The organism is Thermostilla marina, from assembly GCF_054657455.1.
On sequence record NZ_BAAHYR010000001.1, the window covers coordinates 26718 to 51824 of the forward strand.

A 25107-nucleotide genomic window follows, 5' to 3' on the forward strand; every position below is an offset into this window, starting at 1 on the left:
CGACTCACAACCGACACCCAACGCGGTGCTCGGCTTTACTTGTAAACCTTCGAGAAGAACTCTTTGCTCTCGTCGACCGAGGGTTTGATCGTCGGCTGGCCCTCGTCCCAGTTGGCCGGGCACACTTCGCCGTGCGTTTCGACGAACTGAAGGGCCTTGACCACGCGCAACGCCTCGTCGACGCTGCGGCCCAGGGGCAGATCGTTGACGACCTGATGCCGCACAACGCCTTCCTTGTCGATCAGGAACAGGCCGCGGAGCGCGATTCCGTCGGGCAACAGCACGTCGTACGCCTCGGCAATCTTCTTGTCCAGGTCGGCGATCAGCGGATAGGTCACTTCGCCGATCCCGCCTTCGCTACGCGGGGTGTTCCGCCATGCGAGATGCGTGAAATGACTGTCGACCGAGCACCCCAAGACCTGGACGCCCAGCTTCTCGAACTCGGCGTTCCGATCCGAGAAGGCGATGATCTCGGTCGGGCACACGAAGGTGAAGTCGAGCGGATAGAAGAACAGCAACACGTACTTGCCCCGGTAGTCGGAAAGTGAAATTTCCTTGAACGAGCCGTCGGGCATCACGGCCTGAGCCTTGAAGTCGGGGGCTTCCTTGGTAACCAACACGCTCATCGTACACTCCTTACAAAAGTTGGATATGTGGATAGAAACTTGAAATCGGACACCAAACCACCCCACATTTAGGGGTGGAGCTCCTGGCGATTGCGTCCGCCTCGTGTGATTATTTATGCACGTGATGAACAATAGTCAAACGACTGCGGGTCAATGCCCCCCGGCGGAACACCGCGACTACGTCCCGCCGCGTTCGAGCGCTTTCTCAATTCTCGTAACCGTTTACAAATTAAGTAGTTACAGTTGATGCTGCGATACGGAAACGATCTTCGCCGGGCGGCGGAATTCGCCGCGAGACCGTCGACTTTCCTTACGACACTTTCGTGACAAGGGGCATCCGCGGCGCGCTTCCCTGCGTAAACCCGCAGAAAATATAACAATCAGCGTAAATTTAGTCGTGTTTGTCCGAGTCCGGTCCGTGAGCTAGATTTGACGAGAGCAAAATGCCGGACGTTTGGTCGGGGCGTCGCGGCAAAGCCGATCCGGATCGACCACCCAAGCTTGGAGTTCTGTCCGATGTCGCCGACACACAAAACCTCGAAGCGTCGCGGACTGATGCTGATCGAGTACACGGCGATCTTCTTGGTGTTGGCGTTGGTGTGCCTGTCGCTGATCGTGTACATCGGTCAATCGACCGCGGGCGGTCCGCCTCCGGAAGCGATGGACCGGATTCAGATGAGCGCGATGCCGATCGGCCACGCTTTTCCCGCTACCGCAGCGGGCGCGTGCCGGTTCCATGCGGCTTGACTGCGGCGACCGAACGGCGCGGTATTGCGCCTTCGGCGAGGTCGCCGCCTTCACGGGAATCGGGCGGGCCGTTCCGCCACCTCGACGTTGAGAGTCAGCGTTTCGCCGTCGCGGTAGATTTCGACCTCGGCCTGCGAGCCGACCTTCGAGCGCGCAACCGCGATACTCAGGGCCGCCGGATCTTCGATGATCGTATCGTTCCAGCGCAGGATGATGTCGCCAGGACGAATTCCCGCTTCGGCCGCAGGCGAACGCGGCACCGTTTCCAAGACGACCGCTCCGCGTGTCGTGTCAAGACCGAGTTCGAGGGCCATGGTTTCGGTCAATTCGGTCATGCGCACGCCCAGCCAGCCGCGGACGATCCGCCGGTTGTTCTTCAGCTTTTCGTAGATATCTTTGGCGATACGGCTGGGAATGGCGAAACTGATGCCTTGGTACGCGTCGCCGAAGATAGCCGTGTTGATGCCGACGATGCGGCCGTCCATATCGACCAGCGGTCCGCCGCTGTTGCCGGGGTTCAAGGCGGCGTCGGTTTGCAGATACTCTTGATAGCCGCCTTGGTTCGTTTCGGCGCGGCGTTGCTTTGCACTGACGATGCCGGCCGTGACGGTCTGGATCAACCCGTAGGGATTCCCGATCGCCAAGACGGGATCGCCGGGCTCGAGTTCGTCACTGTCGCCCCATGTGGCGACGACGAGGTTCGCGGCCGAAATCTTGAGCACGGCCAAATCGTTCACGGGGTCGGCGCCGACCACGCGCACATCTTTTAGGATACGCCCGTCGCTCAGGCGGACGGTGACGCTTTCGGCCTGATCGATCACGTGAAAATTCGTGACGATGTACCCTTCGGGATCGACGATCACTCCCGAGCCGAGTCCCTCTTCGTGAAACCGCGGGGGTGGAAAAAAGGCGGACCATTCATCCCTCGCACGTTTGCCGGGCCGCACCGTCTCGATACCCACCACCGACGGGGCCACCGCCTTGACGATCAAGGGAAAGCGTGCCTCGGGCGCGGGATTTTCGGCCAGCACTTGGCGGGCGACCTCGGCCTTGGCGCGTTCCCTGCCTCGCGTGACGGCGTAAGGGATTTCTTCGGCCAGGTACGGCACGACCAGCACGACCGCCAGCAATACCAATAAGAACAATAGCAGCGGGAACCGCACGACGACGGGGCGAGCGGACGTCGGCGGCACACCGGCGTTCGGCGTTGCTGTCTCGGGGGAAAGCCGATCAGGCGTAAGGCGTTCGCTGTCGAAATGCGCTTCGGAAGGTTCCCGCGGATCGTACGGTGTGCTCATCGGTTTCCGGTTCTCCCGGTTCAAATCGTGAACGTTTTTCGGGCCGCAATCACTGGGTGGCGGATGATGGGTTTCGTTTCTCCTTTCGTCTATGATAGGAAGCGATAACGCCCGTGACGATAGCGACGCCTCGGTGTGCCGCCGACGATACGACTGTTCGGGGCAGGGCGTCCTGTTGCTACGGCGAGCGAATCAAGGACCGAGGGGCGATTCGATGGGACTTTTCCGGCAGCGCATAGCCTTGGGCGAGCTGATCCAACTTTGTCGTCGATTGGCCGTCTCGACGGCGACCGGGATCGGCATGCGTCAAATTTGGAAGCGCGAGGCGGAGCGTTGCCCTCGCCCCCTGGATCGCGCCGTTTTTCGGGAGATCGCCGAACACCTCGAACAGGGCAGTTCGTTGGAAGACGCTCTGAAACACACCGGCGATTTCTTTCCTACGTTGTTTCGGCGGTTTGTCGTGATCGGCGAGAAAACCGGGGCGCTGCCCGAAGTCATGCGCCGCCTGGCCGAGCATTACGAACGTCAGCGCACCCGACGACGCGTTTTTTGGGGATTGTTGGCCTGGCCGTTGTGCGAGTTGGCCTTGGCGTTGACGATCATCGGCTTTCTCATTTGGATCATGGGAGCCATCGGGCAACGTGCCGACATGGAGATCGACCCGCTCGGGTTCGGGTTGACGGGCACATCGGGACTGTTGGTCTACCTGGGCTGTCTGGCGGCGATCGGAACGGTGATCGCGGTGGTCGTTTGGGCGATCCGACGGCAATTAGCGTGGACGAAGCCGGTCCAGATTGCGGTTTCGTCGTTACCCGGCGCCGGTCGCATATGGCGTGCAATCGCACTCTCGCAATTTGCCTGGACACTCCAATTGCTCGTGCGGACGGGAATCGACATTCGTCAGGCGATCGATTCGGCCTTCGAGGCTGCCGGAAACGCCTATTACGGTCGTTTTCGCGAGCAAGTCCGCCAAGCGATCGACGACGGGCAATCGCTGACCGCCGCTTTGGCCCAATGCGGCGTGTTCGATTCCGAATTTCTCGACGCCGTACAAACCGGCGAAGAATCGGGACGACTGGAAGAGACGTTGGCCTCGCTGGCGAAAGAATACGATCAGCGGGCGTCGACGGCGATGACCGTCCAGAATACCGCCTTAGGCGTGCTCATCGTCGGGCTGATCGTGGCGGTGATCGTCTTCTTCATCTTCCGCTTGGCGTTGTTCTACATCAACACGATCTACAGCAACCTGCCGCAGTGACCGACGCAATGCACTGCTTCGCCCGGGCGACGTTTGCGATTTCTTATTTACGCTGATCGTCGCGGCGGACGTCACTCGGCGCGCAGCGGCAGGAAGCCGTATCGTTCGAATATGCCGCGGGCTTCTTCCGATTGAAGAAATCGCACATACTCGGCGGCCGCCGGGTTCTCCGTTTCTCCATCCGGTACGACGCAATGATAGACGATCGGATCGTGCAGCGCGAGATCGATCGCGAACGCCTGTCGGACGGATTGCTCGGCCAAGGCGTCGGAAGCGTACACGATGCCTGCCTCGGCAGCTCCCGTCGCCACGAACAGCAATGCCTTGCGGACATCGTCGGCCGAAACGACCTTCTCTTGCACGTCGTTCCACACATCGGCGTTTTCGAGCGCCTGCTTCGCGTAGATTCCCGCTGGAGCGGCTTCGGGATCGGCCAAGGCCAGTTTGCCGATGCGCGGGTCGGTCAAGTCCGAAAGAGACCGCGGCACGAATTCGGCATCTTGGGGGACGATTACGACCAGCGTATTTTTCAGTAACGGATGCGGGCTCGCGTCGGGAAAACGCTCGGCCACGCGGTTTGCCCAGTCGGCGTTTGCCGAGAGGAAGACGTCCGGCTGCGCCCCCTGAAGGATCTGCCGTGCCAACGCGGCCGATGAGGCTGTGCTCAGCTCGACGGGGATGCCCGAGGTTGCCGTAAAATCACGGTCGATTTCGGCCAAGACGTCGGTCAGGCTGGCGGCCGCAAAGACGACCAACGGCTTCGACTCCGCGTCCGAGGGCTTGTTGCCGACGCACCCCGACCACAGCACCGCGGCACATAGAGAACCGCACACGACCGACCACGCCGTAAATGTGCGCCGCTTTTTTCGGACCATCGACGTTCGAACCGGAACAAAAGGAATGGGCGATTGCCGGCAGGCGGACTCTACGAGGTGATCGTTCATTGCAAACCGGATGTGCGAACTTGTCAATCGACGGCAGGAAAGCCCTCGGCACGCGAGACGAGACCGCCGTCCTGCCGTGGGGGGCGGCTCAAAATCCTTTGCTCTTTGGGGGCTCCGTCGCTAGAATGTCGGGTCGGGCGGGTTGTGCACGCGTTGTCGGAATATCCTTCCTCTCGGCTCACCCATATCGGAGGCCCGCCATGAAGTCGGCACGCACGTGGTTCTGTTTGGGGATGGTGCCTGCTGTCTTTGCCGTGTATCTGGCGGCAACCGCCTTTTCGCAGCGCGAGAAGCCGTCGTCCGTCCCTTATATCGCTTCGCCGGAAAAGCCGGCGCCGGTTACGCTCGGGACGCCGCCGTCTAAACAGGTCTCGTTGTATATCGAGTTACGCAGCAACAGCGAGAACCGCAAGCGAGTTCCCACGGTTTGGGACGGCTCATTGTCGGTGGAGGGGTGCCGGTTGCTGGCCGTTCGCGATTGGGAGGCCGACCCGCGAAACATCTTCGACGGCAACAGTTGGAAAGTGACCACGCGCCGGATCATTCCCTGGAACACGGCCCAGCGGAAGAAAGGCCACGAGTTGCTGCCGCTTCGCGACGTGGCCCTGGTCGTCGAGTTGGCCGACGTGACTCCTTCGGCCGAATTGCGGTTCACGACGGCACAGGGCGATTTCACGATTCGACCGGCCGATGTGGCGTGGGGCGAATCCGTCAAACGCTTGCAAGGAAAAGTGGTCGTGAAGCGGACGGCCGTCACGTCGACAATCGTTTCGGCCGCGACCGAAGACGACTTTCCCGCAGCGATTGCCGGCGACGGCGGCCTGTTCATCGCCTACACCGCCTTCACGCACGGCAAAGGCTTCGAAACCCGTCCGCAAATTCCCGAAATGCCGAAGGATTTCGGTTACCTGGCAACGCCGACCGGCGGCGATCAGGTGCTTTTGGTCCGGGTAGGCGACAAGCCGACCGGCCCGGTTGCGATCACCCCGCCCGGCAGCGACGTGTTTCGGCCCACCCTCGCGCAGGACGGCCAGGGGCGGCTTTGGACCGCGTGGACGCAAAAGCAAAACGGCCGCTGGGACATCTTCGCCCGCAGCTACGATCCGAAAACCGGTCGCCTCGGCAAACTGCTGCGGCTGAGCGATTCGGCGGAACCCGATGTATTCGTGACGGCGGTCACCGACAACACCGGTCGGGTCTGGTTGGCGTGGCAGGCTTTCCGCGGGAACCAATCCGATATCCTCGTTGCGCGTCAAACCGACGAGGGCTTCGGCGAGCCGGACATCGTTTGCGATGCCGCGGGAAATCAATGGACGCCCGCCTTGGCGGCGTCGGACGACGGTCGCGTGGCGGTCGCCTGGGACACCTACGAAAACGGCGATTACGACGTTGCCTGTCGCACTTGGCGCAACGGAAGTTGGGGTGAAACGATCGTCGTTGCGGCAAGTTCCCGTGGTGAGATGCGGCCCTCGTGCGTCTTCGACACCCAAGGTCGGTTGTGGATCGCCTACGAAGATGCGAGCGAGGCGTGGGGGAAAGACTGGGGGGCTCTCGAGAAAACCGGTACGCCCCTGTACCAAGATCGACGCATCGGGGTGCGCGTAGTGGCGAACGGGCAAGTCCTCGCGCCCGAACAGGACGTTACCGATACCCTGGCGCCGCCGTGGCCGGGACGCAACCAACAAGCCAACCCGAAGCTGGCCTTCCCCCGCATCGCGCGCGATGCCAAAGGACGGATCTGGCTCGCCGTGCGTTGGTCGAAGTTGGGTACGCGAACCGCGGTGGGAACGGCATGGTTCACGCATCTGACTTGCTTTGACGGGAAGAAATGGACCGCCGATATTCCGTGCCCGGGGACCGACAATATTCTGGACCAGCGTGCTTCGTTGGTTCCGCTGCCGGACGGCCGACTGTGGGTGGTCCAAGCGTCCGACAACCGCTGGGCCCTGACGGCTCAACTGCCCAACTGGTTCGTCCAAGACCTGAAAAAGCGAAATGTTCCCTACCGTTGGCGCGAGATCGAAAGCCGCTGGCCGGACCGCGTGAATAACGAGATCGTCCTGGCCGAGGTCGGCCCCGTGGCGGGCGAATGGTCGGGCTCGGTTGCGATCGCGCCGGTCGACGTACCGGCCTCGCGCAAGCCGCTTCCCGAAGCCGTAGCCGAAGCCGACCAGGTCGCCATGATGCGTTCCGCGCGGGTCGAAGTCGACGGCAAGCCGCTGCGCTTGATGCGCGGTGAATTCCATCGCCATACCGAAATCTCCAGCGACGGCGGCGGCGACGGCGCGTTGATGGATATGTGGCGCTACGCCCTCGATGCCGCGTCGCTCGATTGGGTCGGCAACGGCGACCACGACAACGGGAACGGTCGCGAATATTCGTGGTGGATCACCCAGAAGACGACCGACTTGTTCCACGTGCCCGGTGCATTCGCCCCGATGTTCACCTACGAGCGCAGTTGCACCTATCCCGACGGGCACCGGAACGTCGTGTTTGCGTACCGGGGGGTACGGACGTTGCCGCGACTGAAGAACGGTCGCGGCCCCGACCTCGACGATCAACCCGACGCGCCGCGGCCGCATACGCCCGATACGCTGATGTTGTACGCCTACCTGAAGCAATTCGACGGCGTGTGCGCCAGTCACACCAGCGGAACGGACATGGGCACCGACTGGCGCGACAACGATCCGAAGGTCGAGCCGATCGTCGAGATTTACCAGGGTTGCCGGCAGAACTACGAAATGCCCGGCGCGCCGCGGGCGCCGACGGCCGACTACGCCATCGGCGGCTACCGGCCGTTCGGGTTCGTCTCGCTGGCCTTGCAGAAGGGCTACAAGCTCGGCTTCCAGGCGTCGAGCGATCACGTGTCGACGCACATCAGTTATTGCAACGTATGGGCCGAAGCCCCCACGCGCGAAGCCATTCTCGACGCGATGAAGAAACGCCACGTATACGGCTCGACCGACAACATCCTGGCCGAGTTCTACTGCGGCGAGCACTTCATGGGCGACGAATTCACGACGTCCGAAAAGCCGATCTTCCGCGTCCGGCTGAAAGGCACGGAACCGTTCGCCAAGGTCCACATCATCAAGGACAACGAGTACGTCCACACGATCGAACCGAACGATCGGATCGTCGAGTTCACTTGGACCGACATGGCCCCCGAGCCGGGCAAGACGAGCTACTATTACGTCCGCGGCGAACAGGTCGACGGGGAACTCGTGTGGGTTTCGCCGATGTGGATCACCTACCGCCCGTGATGTGTTCCGCTCCCCGCCGAACGAGCGCATCTACGACGACACCGGCCTGATGCGTCTTCCTCAAGCAGGCAGGGAAACCTGTTTGCGCACGATCGACGCGTCGACGCTGTGCGCAAATATGATATTTTTCTGCGCAATAATCGCTCGCTTCGATCATGCGGCGCGAACAGACTACAGACACAAGCAAAACCGATGTTGCCGCAGCAAGACGCGGTGGTATGCAGCGTTGTGGGGGTATCGTGGCTTTTAGTGCGGGGAGATTGCCGTGAACCGGTTTCGTTTGATGATCGCCGTAGGGTTTGCACTGGCGGGCTACGTCGCTGTGACGTCGGCGGCTGAACCGCTCGAACCGATCTTCGTTCCCAAGGCTGCCGTCGGAGAGTTCTGGCAGACGCAGTACAAGCGGCTGATCGTCCATTGGATTCCGCACTGCATCGAGCAAATGGAACCCGGCGGTCGCGGACAAGAGTTGCTCAACCTGATCAACGCGGGAAAGGCCCTCCGCGGCGAACCGCACGGCAAGTTCACCGGGTTGGTCTTCGCCGATGCCTATATCTACAACACGATCGAAGCGATGTGTCTGGCGCTGGAGATCGATCCGGCGGATGACCCTGAAATCGCCGAAGCGCAAGCCCTGCTGCGAAAAAAACTCGACGAGTGGATTCCGATCGTCTTGGCCGCCCAATGCGACGACGGCTACATCCATTCGTACCACATCCTCAACGATGTACCGCGGTACTCGAACATCGACCATCACGAGTTTTACACGCAGGGCTATTTCATCGAGGCCGGAGTCGCCCATTACCGACTGACTGGCGGCAAAGATCGCCGGCTGTTCGACGCGGCCCGCCGCTGCGCCGATCACTTGTGCGACACGTTCGGTCCGCCGCCGAAACGGCTTTGGATTTACGGGCACGAAGGCATGGGCATCGCCCTGTGCCGATTGGCAGGCCTGGTCGACGAGATCGAAGGCCCCGGTTCCGGCGACAAGTATGTGAAATTGGCCAAGTACCTCATCGACCATCGTGCAGATGTCCCTCGTTACCGTTCGCCCTATCGCCAAAGTCATGTGCCGGTGGTCGAAATGAGTGAGGCGGTCGGTCATGCCGTCCGAGGAACGTATTTGTATGCGGCCGTCACCGATCTGGCGATGCGGACCGGCGACGACGCCTATGCCGCAGCCGCCGAACGCCTGTGGCGCAGTGCGATCGACCGCAAAGAATACGTGACCGGCGGTGTCGGGGCATCACCCGCGGGCGAAGCCTTCGGTCCCGACTATTTCCTGCCCAACGACGGCTATTGCGAATCGTGCGCCGCCTGCGGCATGGTTTTTTGGTCGCATCGCATGCACGCCAAAGAACACGATGCCCGCTATATCGACGTGCAGGAACGCACCCTGTACAACGCGATCCTGGGGGCGATCGACCTGGCCGGTGAAAACTTCTTCTACCAGAATCCTTTGGCTAGCGAGCAAATGCGCTATCCGTGGCACGGCTGCCCATGCTGTGTCGGAAACATCCCCCGGACGCTTTTGGCCGTCAAGGACCGCGCGTATTCGTGCGACGCCGCGGGAAAAACGCTGTTCGTCAATCACTATCTCGACAGCCGCATGCCGCTGCGGCTGAGCGACGGAACGCGTCTGGTCGTCGAGCAACAGACGAATTATCCGCTCGACGGCAAGGTGCGCATCGAGCTGCATCTCGAAGCGCCGAAGACGGCCGCCGTGTGCCTCCGAATTCCGAATCGGGCGGAAAGTGCTTTGTACACGGTTGTGCCCGATTTATCGGGGAAGTACGCAATCGTCGTGAACGGTGAAAAGATCGACGCCCCGTTGGAAAACGGCTATGCCGTGATCGAACGCGATTGGCACGACGGCGACGTGATCGCCCTGGAACTGCCGATCGAAGTGCAGCGAGTCTATGCCGATCCCCGCGTCGAAGCCGATCGTGGTCGCGTCGCCCTCGTCCGCGGTCCGATCGTGTACAACGTCGAAAACGCCGATCATCCTTGCGACGTTCGCGCGCTGGTGTTGCCGCGAGATGCCGCGATCGTCGACACGTGGCAGCCCGAACTGCTCGGCGGCATCGTCACGTTGCGGGCACGGGCGCTGTGCCGTGCGCTCGACGGTTCGACGAAGCCGGTCGACTTGTTCGCCGTGCCCAACTACGTGCGACTCAATCGTCCCGGTTGGTCTCAGGTGTGGATCGTCGAGGACCCCGAAAAGGTTCCCTTGGCCGACGAGCTTCCTATGCCCGTCGAGCGCCCCGAACTGGATGCCCGCACGATCGACCGCGTGCGCATCGGTGATCCCGAGTCGGAACAGGCCCATGCCTTGAAAGGAGAGAAGACGGGAGCGGGAACGTTTCGGGATCGCAACTGGCGGCATGCCGTCGACGGGGGGTGGTTCGAATTCCGGCTGAAAGTAGACCCCGATCAGGAAAACCGCCTGCTGTGCACTTATTGGGGCAGTGACGGCGGAAATCGTCTATTCGATGTGCTGGTCGAGGGGAAGGTGCTCGTCCGCCAGCGGTTGCAAAACAACAAACCCGGCAAGTTCTTCGACGTGGAATTGCCGATTCCGAAAGAGCTGACCGCGGGCAAGGACCATGTGACCGTTCGCTTCCAAGGTGTGCAGAACGCCTGGGCGGGCGGCGTGTTCGATCTGCGCATCGTCCGTCCGTGATCTTCTTGCCCTCGAGGGCGACTGCGTTCGTCGTCGCACGGTCGGCACTGCGTTCTTCACGAGCCGCGAGACACCGCAACGGGGGTGTTGCGGCTGGAAGACGGCGGGGGCTTCGTGTCCGTTTTTCCGGGAAGACGTTCCCGTTTCCATCAATATCGCGCGCTTCGCCGAAAAGGGCCTACCCCGTTTTCGACGCCGAATTACCCTCGTAACTCTCACACAGGAAGGCCCGCCGGGGAACCATCCGCGCGGGTGAGATGTTCAGGGTGTTTTGTGTCGAAACGAGGAGGATACATGAGTCGCACACGTTGGTTGACCGTTTTGCTTGGTTGCAGCCTGGCCTCCGCGCTGTGTTGGGGAGTCACGGCGCAGGCCGAAGAATACTACAAGCCCGATTGGTCGTCGCTGCGTCGGGCCGAGTTGCCCGATTGGCTCGACGGCATGAAGTTCGGCATCTATTGCCATTGGGGACCGCGAACGATCCAGAACATGCATCTGGACGACGATCCCGACATGGATACCCTCGAAGCGATCGAGAAATGGACCGGCGAGAAGTTCTCGGCCGAAGAGTGGGCCGAGCTGTTCAAGGCCGCCGGTGCCCAATTCGCAGGTCCCGTGGCGTGGCACGGCAACGGCCTGCTGAACTGGGACAGCAAGATCACCGATTGGAACTCGGTCAAGCACGGCCCGAAAGTCGATATCTTCGGGGAGCTTGCCCGTGAAATCCGCAAACGCGACATGAAGCTGCTCAGCTCGTTCCACCTTTGCGAAGGCACCGCCATTTGGGGGCCGATGTCGAAAGAGAACCCCGTCTATCTCGATCCGCGAAAGGACAATTCGAAGTGGATCCTCGGCCCCGAAGGCCGTTGGTCGCGCGAGAGCATGATCGGTTGGGCCGAGCGCATCGAAGAAGCGATCGACTTGTACCGACCCGACATGATCTGGCTCGACGTCAGCTTCGGCGGCACCGTGGGGCCCGAATTGCGCGGTCACTTCGTCGAAGGTCGGTTGGTCGAAGGCGGCGACAACAGCGTGGGCGGCGTCCCCGAAGAATTCCAGCAGCGCATCATCGCCGGGTACTTCAATCGCGCAATCGATTGGGGAAAAGAAGTCGCCGTGATTTACAAATCGCACGATATTCCGCCGGGAATCGGCATGCGCGACATCGAGGACGGCAACCTCACCGGGTTGCAATACGATCCCTGGATGGCCGACATCGACATGAATCTCCACCAGCACTGGCGTTCGTGGTTCTACAACCCGAAGAACGGCATCAAGAGCACCGATACGTTGATCGACACGCTCGTCGATATCACCAGCAAGAACGGTCGTGTGCTGTTGAACGTGCCGCCGTTGCCCGACGGCAGTTTTCCGCCCGAAGTGCGGAAAGAACTCCTTGAGATCGGTGAATGGCTGAAGATCAACGGTGAGGCGATCTACGATACGATTCCCTGGGTGTTCTACGGCGAGGGACCGACCACGGTCAATCATCCGGGGCACCACGGCCAAGGCCAAAACGGCGGTCGAGATATCCCCAAGTACACCGCGAAGGATATCCGCTTCACCCAGAAGCACCATTTCCTTTACGCGATCTGCCTGGACTGGCCCGGCGAACAAATGGTGGTGCGGGCGCTGGGTTGGAAGGGGAAGTTGTATCCCGGCGACATCGTGAACGTGTCGCTCTTGGGTTACGACCAACCCGTCACGTGGAAGCAAACTGCGGAGGCGTTGATTGTCGACATGCCCGCCGAACCGCCCTGCAAGTACGCCTACGTACTGAAGATCGAGCGGCGCAAGGCGGAACCGCTGCAATAAGCAGCAGGCTGACGACGCCGTCGCGCCCTGCCATCGGCGGTGAAAAGATCATTCGGCGTAGTCGTCGAGCTGTTCCATGCGTTCCGAGTTGCCGCGGATGGTCACCAGCGTCGTCGCGTCGTCATCCATGCCGATTTCTTCGAGCATGTCCTTGCGCATGGCGGCGGTCATGTCTGCCAAGGCGGCCATGACTTGCTCTCCGTCGACACCGGAAAGCCTGCCGTCGCGCAAGCCCGATAGCAGGCGGTCGAGGACAACGGCGAACGCCTCGACCGCCTCGATGCTTCCGATCACGGCCAACTTGTGGTTCAGAACGCGCAACTGATCGATCAACGCCGGATCGTAACGCTCGGCTTCGACGATCTGGGCCACTTTCTCGATGCAGGCGATATAGATGTCGTATTTCTGCTGCAAGACGATGACACGTCCTTCTTTGCGCAACTCGAGTTCCGTCTGCCGGTTCAAGAGTGCGGCAGTCAAGTAGATCGTGGCCACCGCTCCCAAGAACACCAGGACCATCTCCTGGGCGAAGGGCATCGTCGCCCCGGCGAAGTACATGGCGCGAAAGGCCAGATAGCCCAATCCGCCGATCACCAGCGCGACGGCCACATAAGCCAGATCGCGCCCGCGGTATTTCTTCGAATCAAACATGAACGGCTCAACTCGCCGGGCTGAACGACGGTACAAATACGCCGGGGGAGGGAGATTCACGCACTGAAAGCAAAGGGGCCGCTTGCCGCAAACGCGACAAACGGCCGATAAGGAGAGCGGGAGACGGGATTCGAACCCGCGACATCCAGCTTGGGAAGCTAGCGCTCTACCCCTGAGCTACTCCCGCAAATGGAGCATGAAAGCGACCCTTCTTACGATCGCTCCACATGACTTGCAATCTAGCGTCGTCGGTCTTTCGCGTCAACTGCCGAGGAGGCGAAAATCCACCGCTTCGGCGGGACGGCCTCCCTCGATCAAGGGAAACTTGCGGCCCTTTCAGTTGCATCCGCAGTTGGGGCGGCGGGTACTTTCGGGATCGCCTTCGAATTCTCGTGGGGCCACCGCGCTGACGGTGAATCGGCGACCGGTGAAATCGACCGCAAAACAGCGCAATGCGTTGAGGAACGGCCGACGCGAGAGCTCGACGCACACCGTCGCCCGAACCAGCCCGGCGTCGAGGTCGGTATTCGGCGGTTCGCAGGCGAGGTTGCCGCGGGAAACGACCGGGTCGCTTGCCGACGGGTCTTCGATCACGACCGACAAGGCGTCGCCGATCGTCAACCCGTGCAGCGAGAGGACTTCCTCGACCGATGCCGCGACCGCCTCGGCATCGGCTCCCTTGGCCGCTTCACGAGCGGCAACCGTCGCTGCGTGCGTCACCGATTGTTCGACGGTCATCAAGATCCCGAACTGCAAGATGGCCAACGACACCAAGAGCAAGATGGGTAAGATCAACACCATCTGCAATGTGAGCGAGCCGCGTCGCGATCGGGATCGGTAGGAATGACGGCGTCTCATGGCAACGGGCCTGTTCGAGTTTGCGGGAAAAATATCGTCGGATCGTGTCACGGGCCGGGACAGATGTATCGTTCCGCCCGCATCAGCCGCGGCCGGCGATCTTCACACGAGTAGACAGCCAAGGTTTTCGCCGACACGCGATAGGGGACGGCCTCGAATCCGAACAGCTTGCAGAACAAACTGGGCACCTGCATCGAGGCCTGCGCCCGCACGGCGAATTCGCCCGCTCCCTTGCCCGACAGCACCAGGTACGACTGGCCGTTGTTGTTCGGCGCGCTGGAAGGCGGGCACGGCAGATCCTCGATGCCGCTGGGATGTACGGGGCAGCTTCCGTTGCAGTCGTTCGACGATTCGGTATTGTCGACGAACACGCCCGACACCGGCGGCAAGGGGACGCCGTCGATCGCAAAGACGACGGTAACGGTCACGCCGTCGCGGCCGATGCCGTCGCCGTCGTCGGCTCCACTTCCCGACGACACGTCTTCCACGCCCGCTCCGAAGCGGAACCGGTCCCCCGGCTCGAACCCTTTGTCGTATTCACCGGTATCGGGATCCGTCGCCGGCTGAAACAGGATCGTAAGCTGCGACGGCTCGCCGCTTGCGGGCAAGAAAACGATCTGATGTTGCGGATCGACGAATCCTTCGATGTCGTCGTGGCACGGCAAAACGGGATGCGGATCGTTGTCGGAAAGCACCGGCCCGCCTCCGGAAAAATCGAATCGGCCCGAGCCGCCCGAACCCTGCAAATCGATCGTGATCGAAACGATCGTCAAACCGTCGGGTAAGTCGGGATCGTCGCGAAAGACGACGCCCCACGCGTTGTCGGCCGCCAAATTGCCCTTTCCTTGACCGGTGGCGTCGATCAGCACCTCGCCGATGCCGCAGCCGGGGCGTCTCCCGGCGTTGAAGGTGATGGGGCACTCGGGATCGTCACGCACGATTGCACCGAAGATCAAATTGCCGCCGGGACCGCTGCCGTCCAGGTCGCGCGGAGTGAGCGTGCACGTCAAATTCTGGTTCGGATTGTCGTCGTCAGCGGCCGGGTCGTAGTTCTCGTCGATCGTAAGCGGCATTCCGCGAACGCAGTTCGCCGCCGCGTACGCCTTGGCGACGCTCCGCGCGTACCCGGTGTCGCCGCCGCCCGCATCACCCCATTGTTTGACCGCCGACAGCGCCGCCGCCTCGAGGGCATTTTCCAGTTCGACGCGGGCGAGGTACAAGTTTCCGATCTCGACCATGAACACGAACAAGGTCAAGAATATGGGCGCCCACAAAATCAGCCACAACGTGGAGAATCCGCTGCGATGATGGGTTCGTCGAAAGCGTCGCATCGTGTTCCTCGTTGCGGGCAGCGTTTTCACGTCGAAAAGGGCCGGGATACGTCACGCCGAGGGCGCATCGTCAGTCGATCTCGTAACGAAACGTCTGACTGAAGGCCGTGCGCTTGTCGGGTCCGGCCAGCTCCAATCCGACGACCGACAAGGCGTCGGGCATCAACTCGGAAGTCGGCACGACCACCGTCGCCCGCACGTAGCGTCCCGGCGGAGGATCGGACGACTTCTCCAAGCTCAAGCCCGAATCGACCGTCGGATAGCGCAACACGACCGGCTCGCCGCCGGTGTTGTGCTCGATGCGAATGGCCGCCCCGGTGATCCCGCAGCTTGCCAAGTGCTGCTCGACCGCCTTTCGGATGTTTTCGGGCACGGGATCGCCGTCGGCGTCGGGCAAGTTCGGCGTCTGCGAGGCGACTTCCGCCGCAATGCGGGCGGCCATCGAAACCTGCTGCATGTTCTCGAAGTAGAAACCGAACTGCACGATCGCCAACAACGCGATCAGCATGATCGGCAACACGATTACCATTTCGAGGATCAGCGCACCGCGGCGCACTCGCGTGCGGCGCCGAAGGAATCGTCGGGCGTGCGAGCAGGATATTCGCATGGTGCTTCGATCCGCCGAATGGAATCAATGCCGCCAGCGACCGCGTACCGAGCGGTCGCACACTGCCGACGTTCTACCTGCGAACCGCGTGCCCAAGCCGCGAAATCCCGGATGAACGTTCCGGTTGTGTCGAATTTTGCGACGAGAACGCCTTGCCGGACGAAATTGGAGGCATGGTCTTGTCGGCTTCCAGCAACACGCATGTTGCCTTCCGGCGACAGAACGGACGGGTGCCTTGCCTTCCGACGTAAGCGCAAACGCGATTGCAGCGCTGCGGCGAGGCCCAAGTTGCCCAGCGTTTTCGAGCCGATCGAAGCGAAGCCCGCAAACGGTCTTGGGGCTTTCAGACGACTCGGATTTCCTGCGGCGCATCGACGCCGGCGATGCGGACGTCGTATGTTCCGGCGAACACCCTGGCGCGGTAGCGGCCTTGCGCGTCCGTCCGCACCGTCTCGACCGACCACCACTTCTCTTTGATCAGACGCATGAGCGCTTTGTAGGCGGGCTTGGGCGTCATGTCCTTGCGAACCAGTCCCGCCGGTGCTCGCTGCCAGGCGCCGTTATCGCTGAAATCCCACCACGTGATCGCCGTAACGGCCGGATGCGAGAAGAGCATCGTGTAAAAGCGGATGACCTCCTTTTCTTGGTAACGGTCGCCTTCGTCCGAATATTCCCAGGCCGAGCCTTGGCCCTTCCACTGGTTCGGCGGCAGCGAAAGAATGGTCGTTTCGGTGAAGTGCAACGGCACGCCGAACCGCGAGAATCGCTCGCAGACGTCCCAAATCTTCGCGTTGTCCCAGGTGCCGCGGTGCTGATGGCTTTGGATACCGATCACGTCGTACAGGCGATTGCCGTTTTCGTCGACCAGTTGCTCGACGACTTCTTCGTACAGCGGCCCGACTTCGTAATCGTTGATCAACAACGTCGCGTTCGGATTGGCCTTTCGCGCCGTGACGAAGCATTGCCGCGTGAATTCCATCTTGCCCGTCTTCGCCCACATGTCGGTCATCTTGGGCGCGCGGTTGCGTTTGCCCTCGAAGCGGGCCACTTCGTTGACGACGTCCCAACGATCGATCAAGCCTGCGAATCGTGAGACGCAATCGGTGATCCGTTCCATTTGCAGCCGGCGAATCGTCTCGGGATCGTCGGGCAGCCACCACGGGTCGGCGTAATTCCACGCCAGCGGATGGCCCTTGAGGGCGATACCGTTTTCCTTGCACCAGCGGGCGAGGGCCTCGGCATAGGCGTGGTTCGGCTCGCCGCGCCGGCGTTCGTACGACGGCCAGTAGAACCCTGTCGTTGCGTAGTTGAGCAATTCGCGAAACCGGGCGCGATAAGCATTCTCGAGTTCTGCCGACTCGAGCTTACCCCAGCGGAAGATGTTGCATCCGAACAGGAACGCATGACTTTTTTGCGTCAAGGTGACTTCGACATCGGCTAGGGGCCTGCCGGTTTGCGGATCGAACGCCGTTCCGACGATCTCTTGTTTGCGATGCTTTTCGATGCGTTCCTCGGCCTCGGCCAGCCAGTCGGCGTCGGGACGCTGCGCGCGACCGATTCGCGGCAAAGCGCACACGTTTCCCGCGGCGAACAATGCCGCGCTCGCTTTGAGAAAACTTCGGCGCGAAGCGATCAAACGCTCACCGTGACGACGTAACGCGTTCATGCGATCCGACATCGCAATTCGACTCCTCTCAGTTGGGCGGGAAAACGATCGGGACGACCGTGGCGGAAGGACAGGTTCCGTTTCGGCGGGGGCAATTGAGGGAATGTGTCGCGCGAAGCGACAAACGATGAACTTCCTTCTTTGCCCAAATAGTGTAATTCCACGTTCGCGGGATTTCGAGCTCGTTCTTTCGGCGGTTCGGTCGACCCTCGCTTCGGTGTCGCCTCCGGCGAGCGGCGTGGGGAAACATTTTGAGCTGCCGCCGTGGGAAACTATAATGACCGTCACATCCTAAAGGCTGTTGCAAGACGGCACGCAACGCTCGATTGGCCCACCCCGCCCTGTCTTGCCGGAGCCGCACTTGCCGCCATGCAATCGAATCGGTCGCTGACCATCAGCCGCCGACACCCGCTATATTTCCCACCGATGCCATCACGCAGGAGGACCGTCATGCGACGCTTGTCGGACGGATGCACGGGGATGAGCCTTTTGTCTTGGGGCTGCACGGCAGTTACCCTTTTGGGCCTGTTGGTGACGGCGTGTGCCGCACCGGTTTGGGCGAGCGACTCGGCCGTGCGGGCATACGAAACGCAGCTTCCCGACTACAAGCCCGGCCCGATGCTCTCCCGTTTCTTGGCCGGTCCCATGCGCGATGTCGAGGAGATCGTCTTTGCCGTCCGCGTGCCGGGGCACGATCACTGGTACGTCAACTTCGGTAACTACGCCGGATACACGCAAGACGCGAAAGACCGCGCCTTCAAGTTCGAAGACGGCGTCTACTGGGGTTACGGCGAAGGCGGCCGCTTGTGTGCCTTGAACCTGCGGACGGGTAAACTCCGCGTGCTGCTGGACGACCCCACCGGCGGCGTGCGCGATCCGGTCGTTCATTACGACGGAAAGAAGATTCTCTTTTCGTATCGCCCCGGCGGAACACATACGTATCACTTGTACGAAATCGACGTCGACGGATCGAACCTGCGGCAACTCACCGACGGCCCCGACGACGACATCGAACCGATCTACTGCCCCGACGACTCGATTATCTTCTGTTCGGCGCGTTGCCGACGGTTCGTCAACTGCTGGCACACACGAGTCGCCACCCTGTACCGGTGCGATGCCGACGGCGGCAATATCCGCATGCTCTCCAGCAACAACGACCACGACAATACGCCGTGGATGCTTCCCGACGGACGCGTGCTGTACATGCGCTGGGAGTATGTCGACCGCAGCCAGGTTCACTTTCATCACCTGTGGACCTCGAATCCCGACGGAACGGGGCAGATGGTCTTCTTCGGCAACATGTACGGCGGCATTGTCATGCTCGATGCGAAGCCCGTGCCGGGAAGCAACAAGGTGGTGGTTTCGTGGTCGCCGGGACACGGACGGCCGGAACATCTCGGCCCCGTCGCCTTGGTCGATCCGTCGAAGGGCCCCGACAACCTCGAATCCGTCCGCATCGTGAGCAAAGACCGCAACCTGCGCGACCCGTTCGCTTTCAGCGAAGATTGTTTTCTGGTCGCCAGCGCCCGCGGATTGCACGTGATGGACGGTCAAGGCAATCTCGAAACGATCTACGCACTGCCGGACGAAGAGCGCGGTCGCCTGGAATGTCATGAGCCGCGGCCGATCGTTCCGCACCCGCGGGAACGGATCATTGCCCCTCGGGTGGATCTGAACAAACCGACCGGCACATTGATCCTCGAAGACGTGTACGCAGGGCGCAACATGAAGGGCGTCGAACGCGGCACGATCAAGAAGCTGCTGGTACTCAAACAGCTTCCCAAGCCGGTGAATTTTTCAGGCGGCATGCAGCCGTTGACGATCGGCGGTTCGTTCACGCTGGCCGAGATCGTCGGCGAGGTGCCCGTCGAAGAAGACGGCTCGGCCTATATGGAACTCCCCGCCTTGCAGTCGTTGTTCTTCGTGGCCCTCGACGAAAACGACCGATCGGTGAAGCGGATGCACAGTTTCGTCACGCTTCAGCCGGGTGAAGTCACCAGTTGCGTGGGCTGCCACGAACCGCGGACGCATACGCCGCACGATGTACGTCGCGATCTGCTCGCCTTGCAAAAACCGCCGCAACCGGTGCAGCCGATTCGCGACGTGCCTTCGGTGCTCGACTTTCCACGCGACGTGCAACCGATCTTGGATCGGCACTGCGTCGAATGTCACAATCCCGACCGGTACGAAGGAAAGGTCGACCTGACCGGCGATCACACCGCAATGTACACGATTTCGTACTGGACGATCCGCCAGCGGAATCTCGTGTCGGACGGCCGGAACGAACCTCGCGGCAACCGGCCGCCGTACAGTTACGGCAGTGCCGCCAGCCGCCTGCTCGACCTGATGGACGGTTCCCACTACAACGCCAAGCCGACCGACCTGGAACGGAAGATCGTCCGCCTGTGGATCGACACCAGTGCCTGCTATCCCGGCACGTACGCAGCGCTGGGCGACGAATTCACCTATCGCACCGCCTTGCCGTACGGACCGATGATACAGCGTTGCGCCGAATGCCATCTGCGCGAAGTCGACACACCTCAAGGCAGGCAAAAACGGTTCGTCATGGGGCAGTTCGGCACGAACATCGAGCCGTACGCGAACCTCGATCGGCCGGAAAAGTCGTACCTGCTCTTGGCGCCGCTGGCGAAATCGGCGGGCGGCTTGGAATTGTGCGGCAAACCGGTCCTCGAAAGTAAGGAGGATCCGCTGTACAAGGCGATGTACGCCGCGATCGACGACGCTCACCGGCGTCTTTTGGCCGGTAAGCGGTTCGACATGCCCGGCTTCCGGCCGAATCAACATTACATTCGCGAGATGCAGCGGTTCGGTATTCTGCCGCCCGATTTGGGCCCCGATGATCCGATTGATGTGTACGCGGTCGATCGGGCCTATTGGGACTCGTTTCTGTACCGTCCGCCGGCTCCGCAAACAGGACAAACGGCCGAGACCCGCTGATCGTCTCGTCGCGTCCGATCGCGCAATCCACGCGCCGCAACGGCTCCGTTCGGACGTTGCGGCGTTTTCGCTGGAATGACGGCGGCAACACCGGCGTTCCGCAACCGATCTGCCGCAGATTTCGTCGCGCCCCGGGGACCGTGTCCCTCGGCAGCCTGATACAATGAAAGCTGTGCGCGACGCGATGAGCGTATCGAGCGCAATCGTTTCTTCCTTCGACTGTCGGGCGGTGCAAGGATCGATGAGCGATTCTTCGGCGGATATCTTCGATTTCGACACGCACAATCTTCGCGAAATCGAGCGGCTCAATCAGCGCGGCGGACGCATGCTCAGTATCGTCGACCTGCTGAATGCCGGCACGATCGGGCTCGAGATGACCGCCTGTGCGTTCGAGGCGATCGAGTCGGGCGCTTCGTTGCTGACGGCCGCGCGACCGGGCGGCGCCGGAAAAACGACCATCATGGCGGCGTTGCTCGGGTTGCTTCCGCCGGGTATTCCGATCGTGACGGTCGCCGACGAAGCGATCATCGATCGAGCGCAACGCGACCCGCTGCCCATCCCGCCTTGTTTCCTCGTCCATGAAATCGGAAACGGTCCCTACTTCGGCTATCTTTGGGGGCCGAAAACGCGCGACTATTTTCAACTCACGCGACGCGGTGCACGAATCGCCTCGTGCCTGCACGCCGACACGCTTCCCGAGCTCGAGTCGATCTTGACCGGCCCGCCGCTGGAAGTCGCCGCCGAAGACCTCCATCGCCTCGGACTGATTCTGTTCGTTCACGTGGCGCGACAAGGCAGCGCGGTCGTTCGTCGTGTCGATACGCTGTATCGGACGGATAACGGTCGATTGGAACTCATGTTCCGCCGGCGTTCCGAAGAAATCGCTCCTCAAGGCGCGTCGTGGGAAGAGATGGACGGCGCCTTGTTCGAATGTCTTGCCGACGATGAAACCCGCCGCCGCTGGGCTCCGCACCGCGAGTTTCTCGCCGCATTGGCCGAGCGTTGCGCCTCGCCCGACTTGGAAACCGTGCGACGTGCCGTCGTCGGTTGGTACCGGGACCGCACGGCGTGAATCGAAGCGGCTTTTCGCGGGTTGCGACTAGCCGCCGGCGGCACTCTCTTGCGGGACAGCCTGAAGGATGATCCGAAAGGTACTTCCCTCACCGACTTTGCTGTCGACCTCGACCCTTCCGCCGTGAACGACGGCCACGTGTTTGACGATTGCCAGTCCCAGGCCGGTTCCGCCCAACTGCACACTGCGGCCGGGATCGACACGATAGAATCGCTCGAACAACCGCGGAAGATGCCGTTTTTCGATGCCCGCCCCGTGATCGACGACTTCGAGGACGACTTCATCGTCTCGCGGGAAGAACCGCACGACCACTGTTTCGCCCTCGGGGCTGTATTTGATCGCGTTGTCGACCAGGTTGACGACGGCCTGTTCCAAAAGCCGCGGATTCATCAGAGCGTGCACGTCGTCGCCGTCGATAGTCAGGCGTACGGCGTGCTTCTCGGCCGCGTAGCGGCACATGCCGAGGGCGTTTTCGACCACGTCGCGCACAGAACCGGCCTCCAGGCGGATGTTCTGTTTCGCCTCGTCGCGTTCGAGTCGGGCCAGGCTCAGCAGGTCGGTAATCAGGGCGTTCAGTCGATCGACCTGCCGGTGGACGATCGAAAGAAACCGTTCGGCCGCCTCACGATCATCGAGGGCGCCGTTCAATAGGGTTTCGATGAACCCCTTGATCGAGGTGATCGGTGTCCGTAACTCGTGGCTGACGTTCGATACGAAGTCGCGACGCACTTGTTCCAAATAGCGCAACCGGGTCACGTCGTGCAAAACGACCAACACGCCGATCGTCCGTGCCTGCGAATCCAGCAGCACAGAACCTTGTGCGATGTAGTATTGCGTTTCGCCTTCGTCCAGCCGCAATTCGACCTTGTCGGCTTCGCGCCGGTCGAGCAGGCGTTCGACCAGGTCGACCAACTCGGGCGTGCGGACGACCTCGCGAATGTGTTTTCCCAGGGCGTCGCGCGAAGGTATCCGCAAAAGTCGTTCGCAGGCATCGTTGATCCGCAAGATGCGACCCCGCCCGTCGACCGCGAGAATGCCTTCGACCATCGACGAAAGGATCGCTGCGCTTTCTTCGGCGTTTCGGCGGAGGGCCGAAAACCGCCGCTCGAGTTCGTCGGCCGCATCGTCGACGGCTTCGAGAGCCTCGGCGATTTCGCGAGGTCCTTCGCGTGGAATCGGGACGTCCCACGCCCCTTCGGCAAGTCGGCGCACCGTGCGGGCGATTTGCGAGACCGGGCGCGTGATCGTACGCGACAAAACCCACGCGACGGGAACAGAGGCTACCGCCATTACCAGCAGCAAGGCGGCCAAGACGTCCGGCCGCGGCAGGAAGGCCCCGTCGTCGATCGGCAAACTCAACCAGACGACCGATTCGCGTTCGTCGGGATTGCTCGAAGCGGGAAGGATCGGTTCTGCGGCACAAAGGCAGTGACTTCCTCGCCCCGGTTCAAAGCGCGCCTGTGCGACGAAAGTACCCCGGCGGCGGGCTTCGATGATTTCGGGATACGCAGCCACGGCGATCCGCTCGGGAGCACCGGGTAATCGCCCTGCCGCGATGCGATCGTCGGCGGTAATCAATCGCAACCGAATCGATCCGTGCCGCGCCGCTTCACGGAACTGCGCGTCGAGGCCGTCGAACTGTCGGGCGCTCACGGCCCGACGGGCGTCGAGCGCCGCCGAAGCCGAAATCGAGCGCGCCGCCTGCTCCAGCCGAGAGACGGCCTCGCGGTGCTCTTGCCGGCGGACAAGCAGCCGACCGCCCAACAGGACGATGCCTGCGGTCAGCAACTCGCCGAACAAGATCAACCAGAAAAGGCGCGGCTGTCGGAGCATCACCGGAAAAGTACGACTCCAGCTCGAGAATCCGTTTTTGCCATTTTAGTCCGGCACAACCTGGTATTGACCCGACCCTTGCGAAATCCTAATGTTAGCATACGTCAGGATACGGCGGCGCGGACGCTTTCCGCGCGCAACCCGGAACCAAGGAAGGAATCTCCAGGGTATGAACGAGCATCATCAGCACGGGCAGGATGCCCCGACGGATCGACCGGTCCCGCTCTTGGATCTGCAACGTCAAAATCGTCCTCTTCGCGATGCGTATCTTGCCGAATTGGCCCGGGTTCTCGATTCGGGAATCTTCGTTCTCGGACCGTATATCGAGCGATTGGAAGAACGCATTGCCGCGTACAGTCATTGTCGCTATGCCGTGGCCTGTGCCTCGGGAAGCGATGCATTGTTGTTGGCCTTGACGGCCTGCGGGATCGGTTGCGGCGACGAGGTCATCTTGCCGAGCTTCACCTTCTTTGCCACGGCAGGGGCGGTTGCACGACTCGGCGCCGTGCCCGTGTTTGCCGATCTCGATCCGGTCACGTTCAATATCGCCCCCGATCACGTCGCGCGATTGATCACCAAGAAGACGAAAGCGATCATTCCCGTCCACCTGTTCGGCCAGAGCGCCGATATGGATGCCTTGGTGGCCATCGCCGACAAGCACGGCATTCCCCTCATCGAAGATGTCGCTCAATCCATCGGCGCGGAATGGCGCGGCCGGAGATTGGGCAGCTTAGGAGACTTGGGGTGCTTTAGTTTCTATCCCACGAAGAATCTCGGTGCTGCCGGCGACGCGGGCATCGTCACCACCAACGATCCCGAGCTGGCCGAACGTGTGCGGCGGCTGCGCGTGCACGGCATGGAGCCGCGTTACTATCACTCAATGGTCGGAATGAACAGCCGGCTCGACGCCTTCCAGGGGGCGATCTTGAACGTCAAGCTCGATCACCTCGACGAATGGACGGAAGAACGTCGAAAGATCGCCTCGCGCTATGCCGATCTGTTCCGCGAAAAGCAATTGGACGAGCATATCATCCTGCCCGAGCACGTCAGTCCCGGACGCCACGTGTGGAACCAGTACGTGATCCGGGTTCTCGGCGGTCGCCGCGACGCGCTCCGCAGCTTCCTGCAACAGCGCAAGATCGGTTCCGAAATCTACTATCCGTTGGGGCTTCACGAGCAAGAGTGCTTTGCTTATCTCGGATACGCCCCTACCGATCTGCCCGAAACGTTCGCTGCCTCGCGCGAGGTGATGGCTTTGCCGATCTTCCCGGGGCTGACGATCGACGAGCAAGCCATCGTGGTCGAAGCGATCGCCGAATTCTTCGCCCAATCACCCAAGGCGAAACCGGCCAAGCCGATGTTCCTCAAGCGGTCGGAAAGTCGAGTCGGCGGCGTATCGCCCCGAGACGACGCAGCCGGTGTGTAACGTTTCGGCTGTCTCGACAGCGGCGGCCGTCGGCGACACAATAAACGAATGGATGGACCTTGAAGCGGCGTAAC

At 61.5% G+C, this 25107-nt stretch carries 17 protein-coding genes and 1 tRNA gene; 8 read left to right on the forward strand and 10 right to left on the reverse strand.

The genetic code is table 11. From position 1 onward, the window contains the following. Positions 1-35 precede the first annotated feature (35 nt). Positions 36-626, reverse strand: a complete 591-nt coding sequence (locus ACYQ2I_RS00095; RefSeq protein ID WP_460164945.1) for a peroxiredoxin — start codon at positions 624-626, stop codon at positions 36-38. A gap of 516 nt (positions 627-1142) precedes the next feature. On the opposite strand from ACYQ2I_RS00095, the gene ACYQ2I_RS00100 reads away from it, so the two are divergent. Continuing rightward, positions 1143-1373, forward strand: coding sequence for a hypothetical protein (locus ACYQ2I_RS00100; RefSeq protein ID WP_460164946.1), 231 nt, complete (start codon positions 1143-1145; stop codon positions 1371-1373). 50 nt (positions 1374-1423) lie between these two features. Here the strand turns inward: ACYQ2I_RS00100 and ACYQ2I_RS00105 are convergent, their stop codons facing one another. Next, entirely contained in the window at positions 1424-2671 is a 1248-nt protein-coding gene (locus ACYQ2I_RS00105; protein ID WP_460164947.1) for a S1C family serine protease, read from the reverse strand. A 214-nt stretch (positions 2672-2885) separates the two neighbouring features. On the opposite strand from ACYQ2I_RS00105, the gene ACYQ2I_RS00110 reads away from it, so the two are divergent. Continuing rightward, positions 2886-3929: a type II secretion system F family protein gene (locus tag ACYQ2I_RS00110; protein WP_460164948.1), complete on the forward strand. Its 1044-nt coding sequence runs from the start codon at positions 2886-2888 to the stop codon at positions 3927-3929. Between the two features lie 71 nt (positions 3930-4000). On the opposite strand, the gene modA is transcribed toward ACYQ2I_RS00110, so the two are convergent. Next, the gene (gene modA, locus ACYQ2I_RS00115) at positions 4001-4804 is read right to left on the reverse strand and encodes a molybdate ABC transporter substrate-binding protein (protein WP_460164949.1); all 804 of its coding nucleotides are present in this window, start codon (positions 4802-4804) and stop codon (positions 4001-4003) included. Between the two features lie 269 nt (positions 4805-5073). On the opposite strand from modA, the gene ACYQ2I_RS00120 reads away from it, so the two are divergent. The 3 genes from ACYQ2I_RS00120 (at position 5074) to ACYQ2I_RS00130 (ending at position 12631) form a co-directional block, all read left to right on the forward strand. Then, on the forward strand, positions 5074-8133 hold the full coding sequence (locus ACYQ2I_RS00120; RefSeq protein ID WP_460164950.1) for a DUF3604 domain-containing protein: 3060 nt from the start codon (positions 5074-5076) through the stop codon (positions 8131-8133). 265 nt (positions 8134-8398) lie between these two features. Then, positions 8399-10816, forward strand: a complete 2418-nt coding sequence (locus ACYQ2I_RS00125; RefSeq protein ID WP_460164951.1) for a glycoside hydrolase family 127 protein — start codon at positions 8399-8401, stop codon at positions 10814-10816. Between the two features lie 294 nt (positions 10817-11110). After that, positions 11111-12631 carry an alpha-L-fucosidase gene (locus tag ACYQ2I_RS00130; protein ID WP_460164952.1) on the forward strand — a complete coding sequence of 507 codons (1521 nt, stop codon included), beginning with the start codon at positions 11111-11113 and terminating at the stop codon, positions 12629-12631. A gap of 48 nt (positions 12632-12679) precedes the next feature. On the opposite strand, the gene ACYQ2I_RS00135 is transcribed toward ACYQ2I_RS00130, so the two are convergent. The 6 genes from ACYQ2I_RS00135 to ACYQ2I_RS00160 form a co-directional block, all read right to left on the reverse strand. Continuing rightward, positions 12680-13282, reverse strand: a complete 603-nt coding sequence (locus ACYQ2I_RS00135; protein ID WP_460164953.1) for a hypothetical protein — start codon at positions 13280-13282, stop codon at positions 12680-12682. 115 nt (positions 13283-13397) lie between these two features. Further along, a tRNA-Gly gene (locus tag ACYQ2I_RS00140) sits at positions 13398-13469 on the reverse strand. 149 nt (positions 13470-13618) lie between these two features. After that, positions 13619-14140: a TadE/TadG family type IV pilus assembly protein gene (locus ACYQ2I_RS00145; RefSeq protein ID WP_460164954.1), complete on the reverse strand. Its 522-nt coding sequence runs from the start codon at positions 14138-14140 to the stop codon at positions 13619-13621. Positions 14141-14187: 47 nt separating this feature from the next. Next, a complete protein-coding gene (locus ACYQ2I_RS00150) occupies positions 14188-15471 on the reverse strand; it encodes a TadE/TadG family type IV pilus assembly protein (protein ID WP_460164955.1) in 1284 nt (427 codons plus the stop codon). 70 nt (positions 15472-15541) lie between these two features. Next, complete coding sequence (locus tag ACYQ2I_RS00155) at positions 15542-16078, reverse strand: TadE family protein (protein WP_460164956.1); 537 nt, start codon at positions 16076-16078, stop codon at positions 15542-15544. A 343-nt stretch (positions 16079-16421) separates the two neighbouring features. Further along, a complete protein-coding gene (locus ACYQ2I_RS00160) occupies positions 16422-17756 on the reverse strand; it encodes an endo-1,4-beta-xylanase (RefSeq protein ID WP_460164957.1) in 1335 nt (444 codons plus the stop codon). Between the two features lie 438 nt (positions 17757-18194). Here ACYQ2I_RS00160 and ACYQ2I_RS00165 point away from each other — a divergent pair, with 438 nt between their 5' ends. Both ACYQ2I_RS00165 and ACYQ2I_RS00170 read left to right on the forward strand, forming a co-directional pair. Beyond that, positions 18195-20702, forward strand: a complete 2508-nt coding sequence (locus tag ACYQ2I_RS00165) for an HzsA-related protein (protein WP_460164958.1) — start codon at positions 18195-18197, stop codon at positions 20700-20702. 241 nt (positions 20703-20943) lie between these two features. Beyond that, the gene (locus ACYQ2I_RS00170; protein WP_460164959.1) at positions 20944-21774 is read left to right on the forward strand and encodes a hypothetical protein; all 831 of its coding nucleotides are present in this window, start codon (positions 20944-20946) and stop codon (positions 21772-21774) included. 27 nt (positions 21775-21801) lie between these two features. Here the strand turns inward: ACYQ2I_RS00170 and ACYQ2I_RS00175 are convergent, their stop codons facing one another. Beyond that, the gene (locus tag ACYQ2I_RS00175; RefSeq protein WP_460164960.1) at positions 21802-23607 is read right to left on the reverse strand and encodes an ATP-binding protein; all 1806 of its coding nucleotides are present in this window, start codon (positions 23605-23607) and stop codon (positions 21802-21804) included. A 169-nt stretch (positions 23608-23776) separates the two neighbouring features. On the opposite strand from ACYQ2I_RS00175, the gene ACYQ2I_RS00180 reads away from it, so the two are divergent. After that, entirely contained in the window at positions 23777-25033 is a 1257-nt protein-coding gene (locus ACYQ2I_RS00180; RefSeq protein ID WP_460164961.1) for a DegT/DnrJ/EryC1/StrS family aminotransferase, read from the forward strand. Positions 25034-25107: the final 74 nt, after the last annotated feature.

Excerpts from the sequence above, each read along its gene's own strand:
- ACYQ2I_RS00095 (WP_460164945.1), bottom strand. The coding sequence starts at position 626 with ATGAGCGTGTTGGTTACCAAGGAAGCCCCCGACTTCAAGGCTCAGGCC.
- ACYQ2I_RS00100 (WP_460164946.1), top strand. The coding sequence starts at position 1,143 with ATGTCGCCGACACACAAAACCTCGAAGCGTCGCGGACTGATGCTGATC.
- ACYQ2I_RS00105 (WP_460164947.1), bottom strand. The coding sequence starts at position 2,671 with ATGAGCACACCGTACGATCCGCGGGAACCTTCCGAAGCGCATTTCGAC.
- ACYQ2I_RS00110 (WP_460164948.1), top strand. The coding sequence starts at position 2,886 with ATGGGACTTTTCCGGCAGCGCATAGCCTTGGGCGAGCTGATCCAACTT.
- modA (WP_460164949.1), bottom strand. The coding sequence starts at position 4,804 with ATGGTCCGAAAAAAGCGGCGCACATTTACGGCGTGGTCGGTCGTGTGC.
- ACYQ2I_RS00120 (WP_460164950.1), top strand. The coding sequence starts at position 5,074 with ATGAAGTCGGCACGCACGTGGTTCTGTTTGGGGATGGTGCCTGCTGTC.
- ACYQ2I_RS00130 (WP_460164952.1), top strand. The coding sequence starts at position 11,111 with ATGAGTCGCACACGTTGGTTGACCGTTTTGCTTGGTTGCAGCCTGGCC.
- ACYQ2I_RS00135 (WP_460164953.1), bottom strand. The coding sequence starts at position 13,282 with ATGTTTGATTCGAAGAAATACCGCGGGCGCGATCTGGCTTATGTGGCC.
- ACYQ2I_RS00145 (WP_460164954.1), bottom strand. The coding sequence starts at position 14,140 with ATGAGACGCCGTCATTCCTACCGATCCCGATCGCGACGCGGCTCGCTC.
- ACYQ2I_RS00150 (WP_460164955.1), bottom strand. The coding sequence starts at position 15,471 with ATGCGACGCTTTCGACGAACCCATCATCGCAGCGGATTCTCCACGTTG.
- ACYQ2I_RS00155 (WP_460164956.1), bottom strand. The coding sequence starts at position 16,078 with ATGCGAATATCCTGCTCGCACGCCCGACGATTCCTTCGGCGCCGCACG.
- ACYQ2I_RS00160 (WP_460164957.1), bottom strand. The coding sequence starts at position 17,756 with ATGTCGGATCGCATGAACGCGTTACGTCGTCACGGTGAGCGTTTGATC.
- ACYQ2I_RS00165 (WP_460164958.1), top strand. The coding sequence starts at position 18,195 with ATGCGACGCTTGTCGGACGGATGCACGGGGATGAGCCTTTTGTCTTGG.
- ACYQ2I_RS00170 (WP_460164959.1), top strand. The coding sequence starts at position 20,944 with ATGAGCGATTCTTCGGCGGATATCTTCGATTTCGACACGCACAATCTT.
- ACYQ2I_RS00175 (WP_460164960.1), bottom strand. The coding sequence starts at position 23,607 with ATGCTCCGACAGCCGCGCCTTTTCTGGTTGATCTTGTTCGGCGAGTTG.
- ACYQ2I_RS00180 (WP_460164961.1), top strand. The coding sequence starts at position 23,777 with ATGAACGAGCATCATCAGCACGGGCAGGATGCCCCGACGGATCGACCG.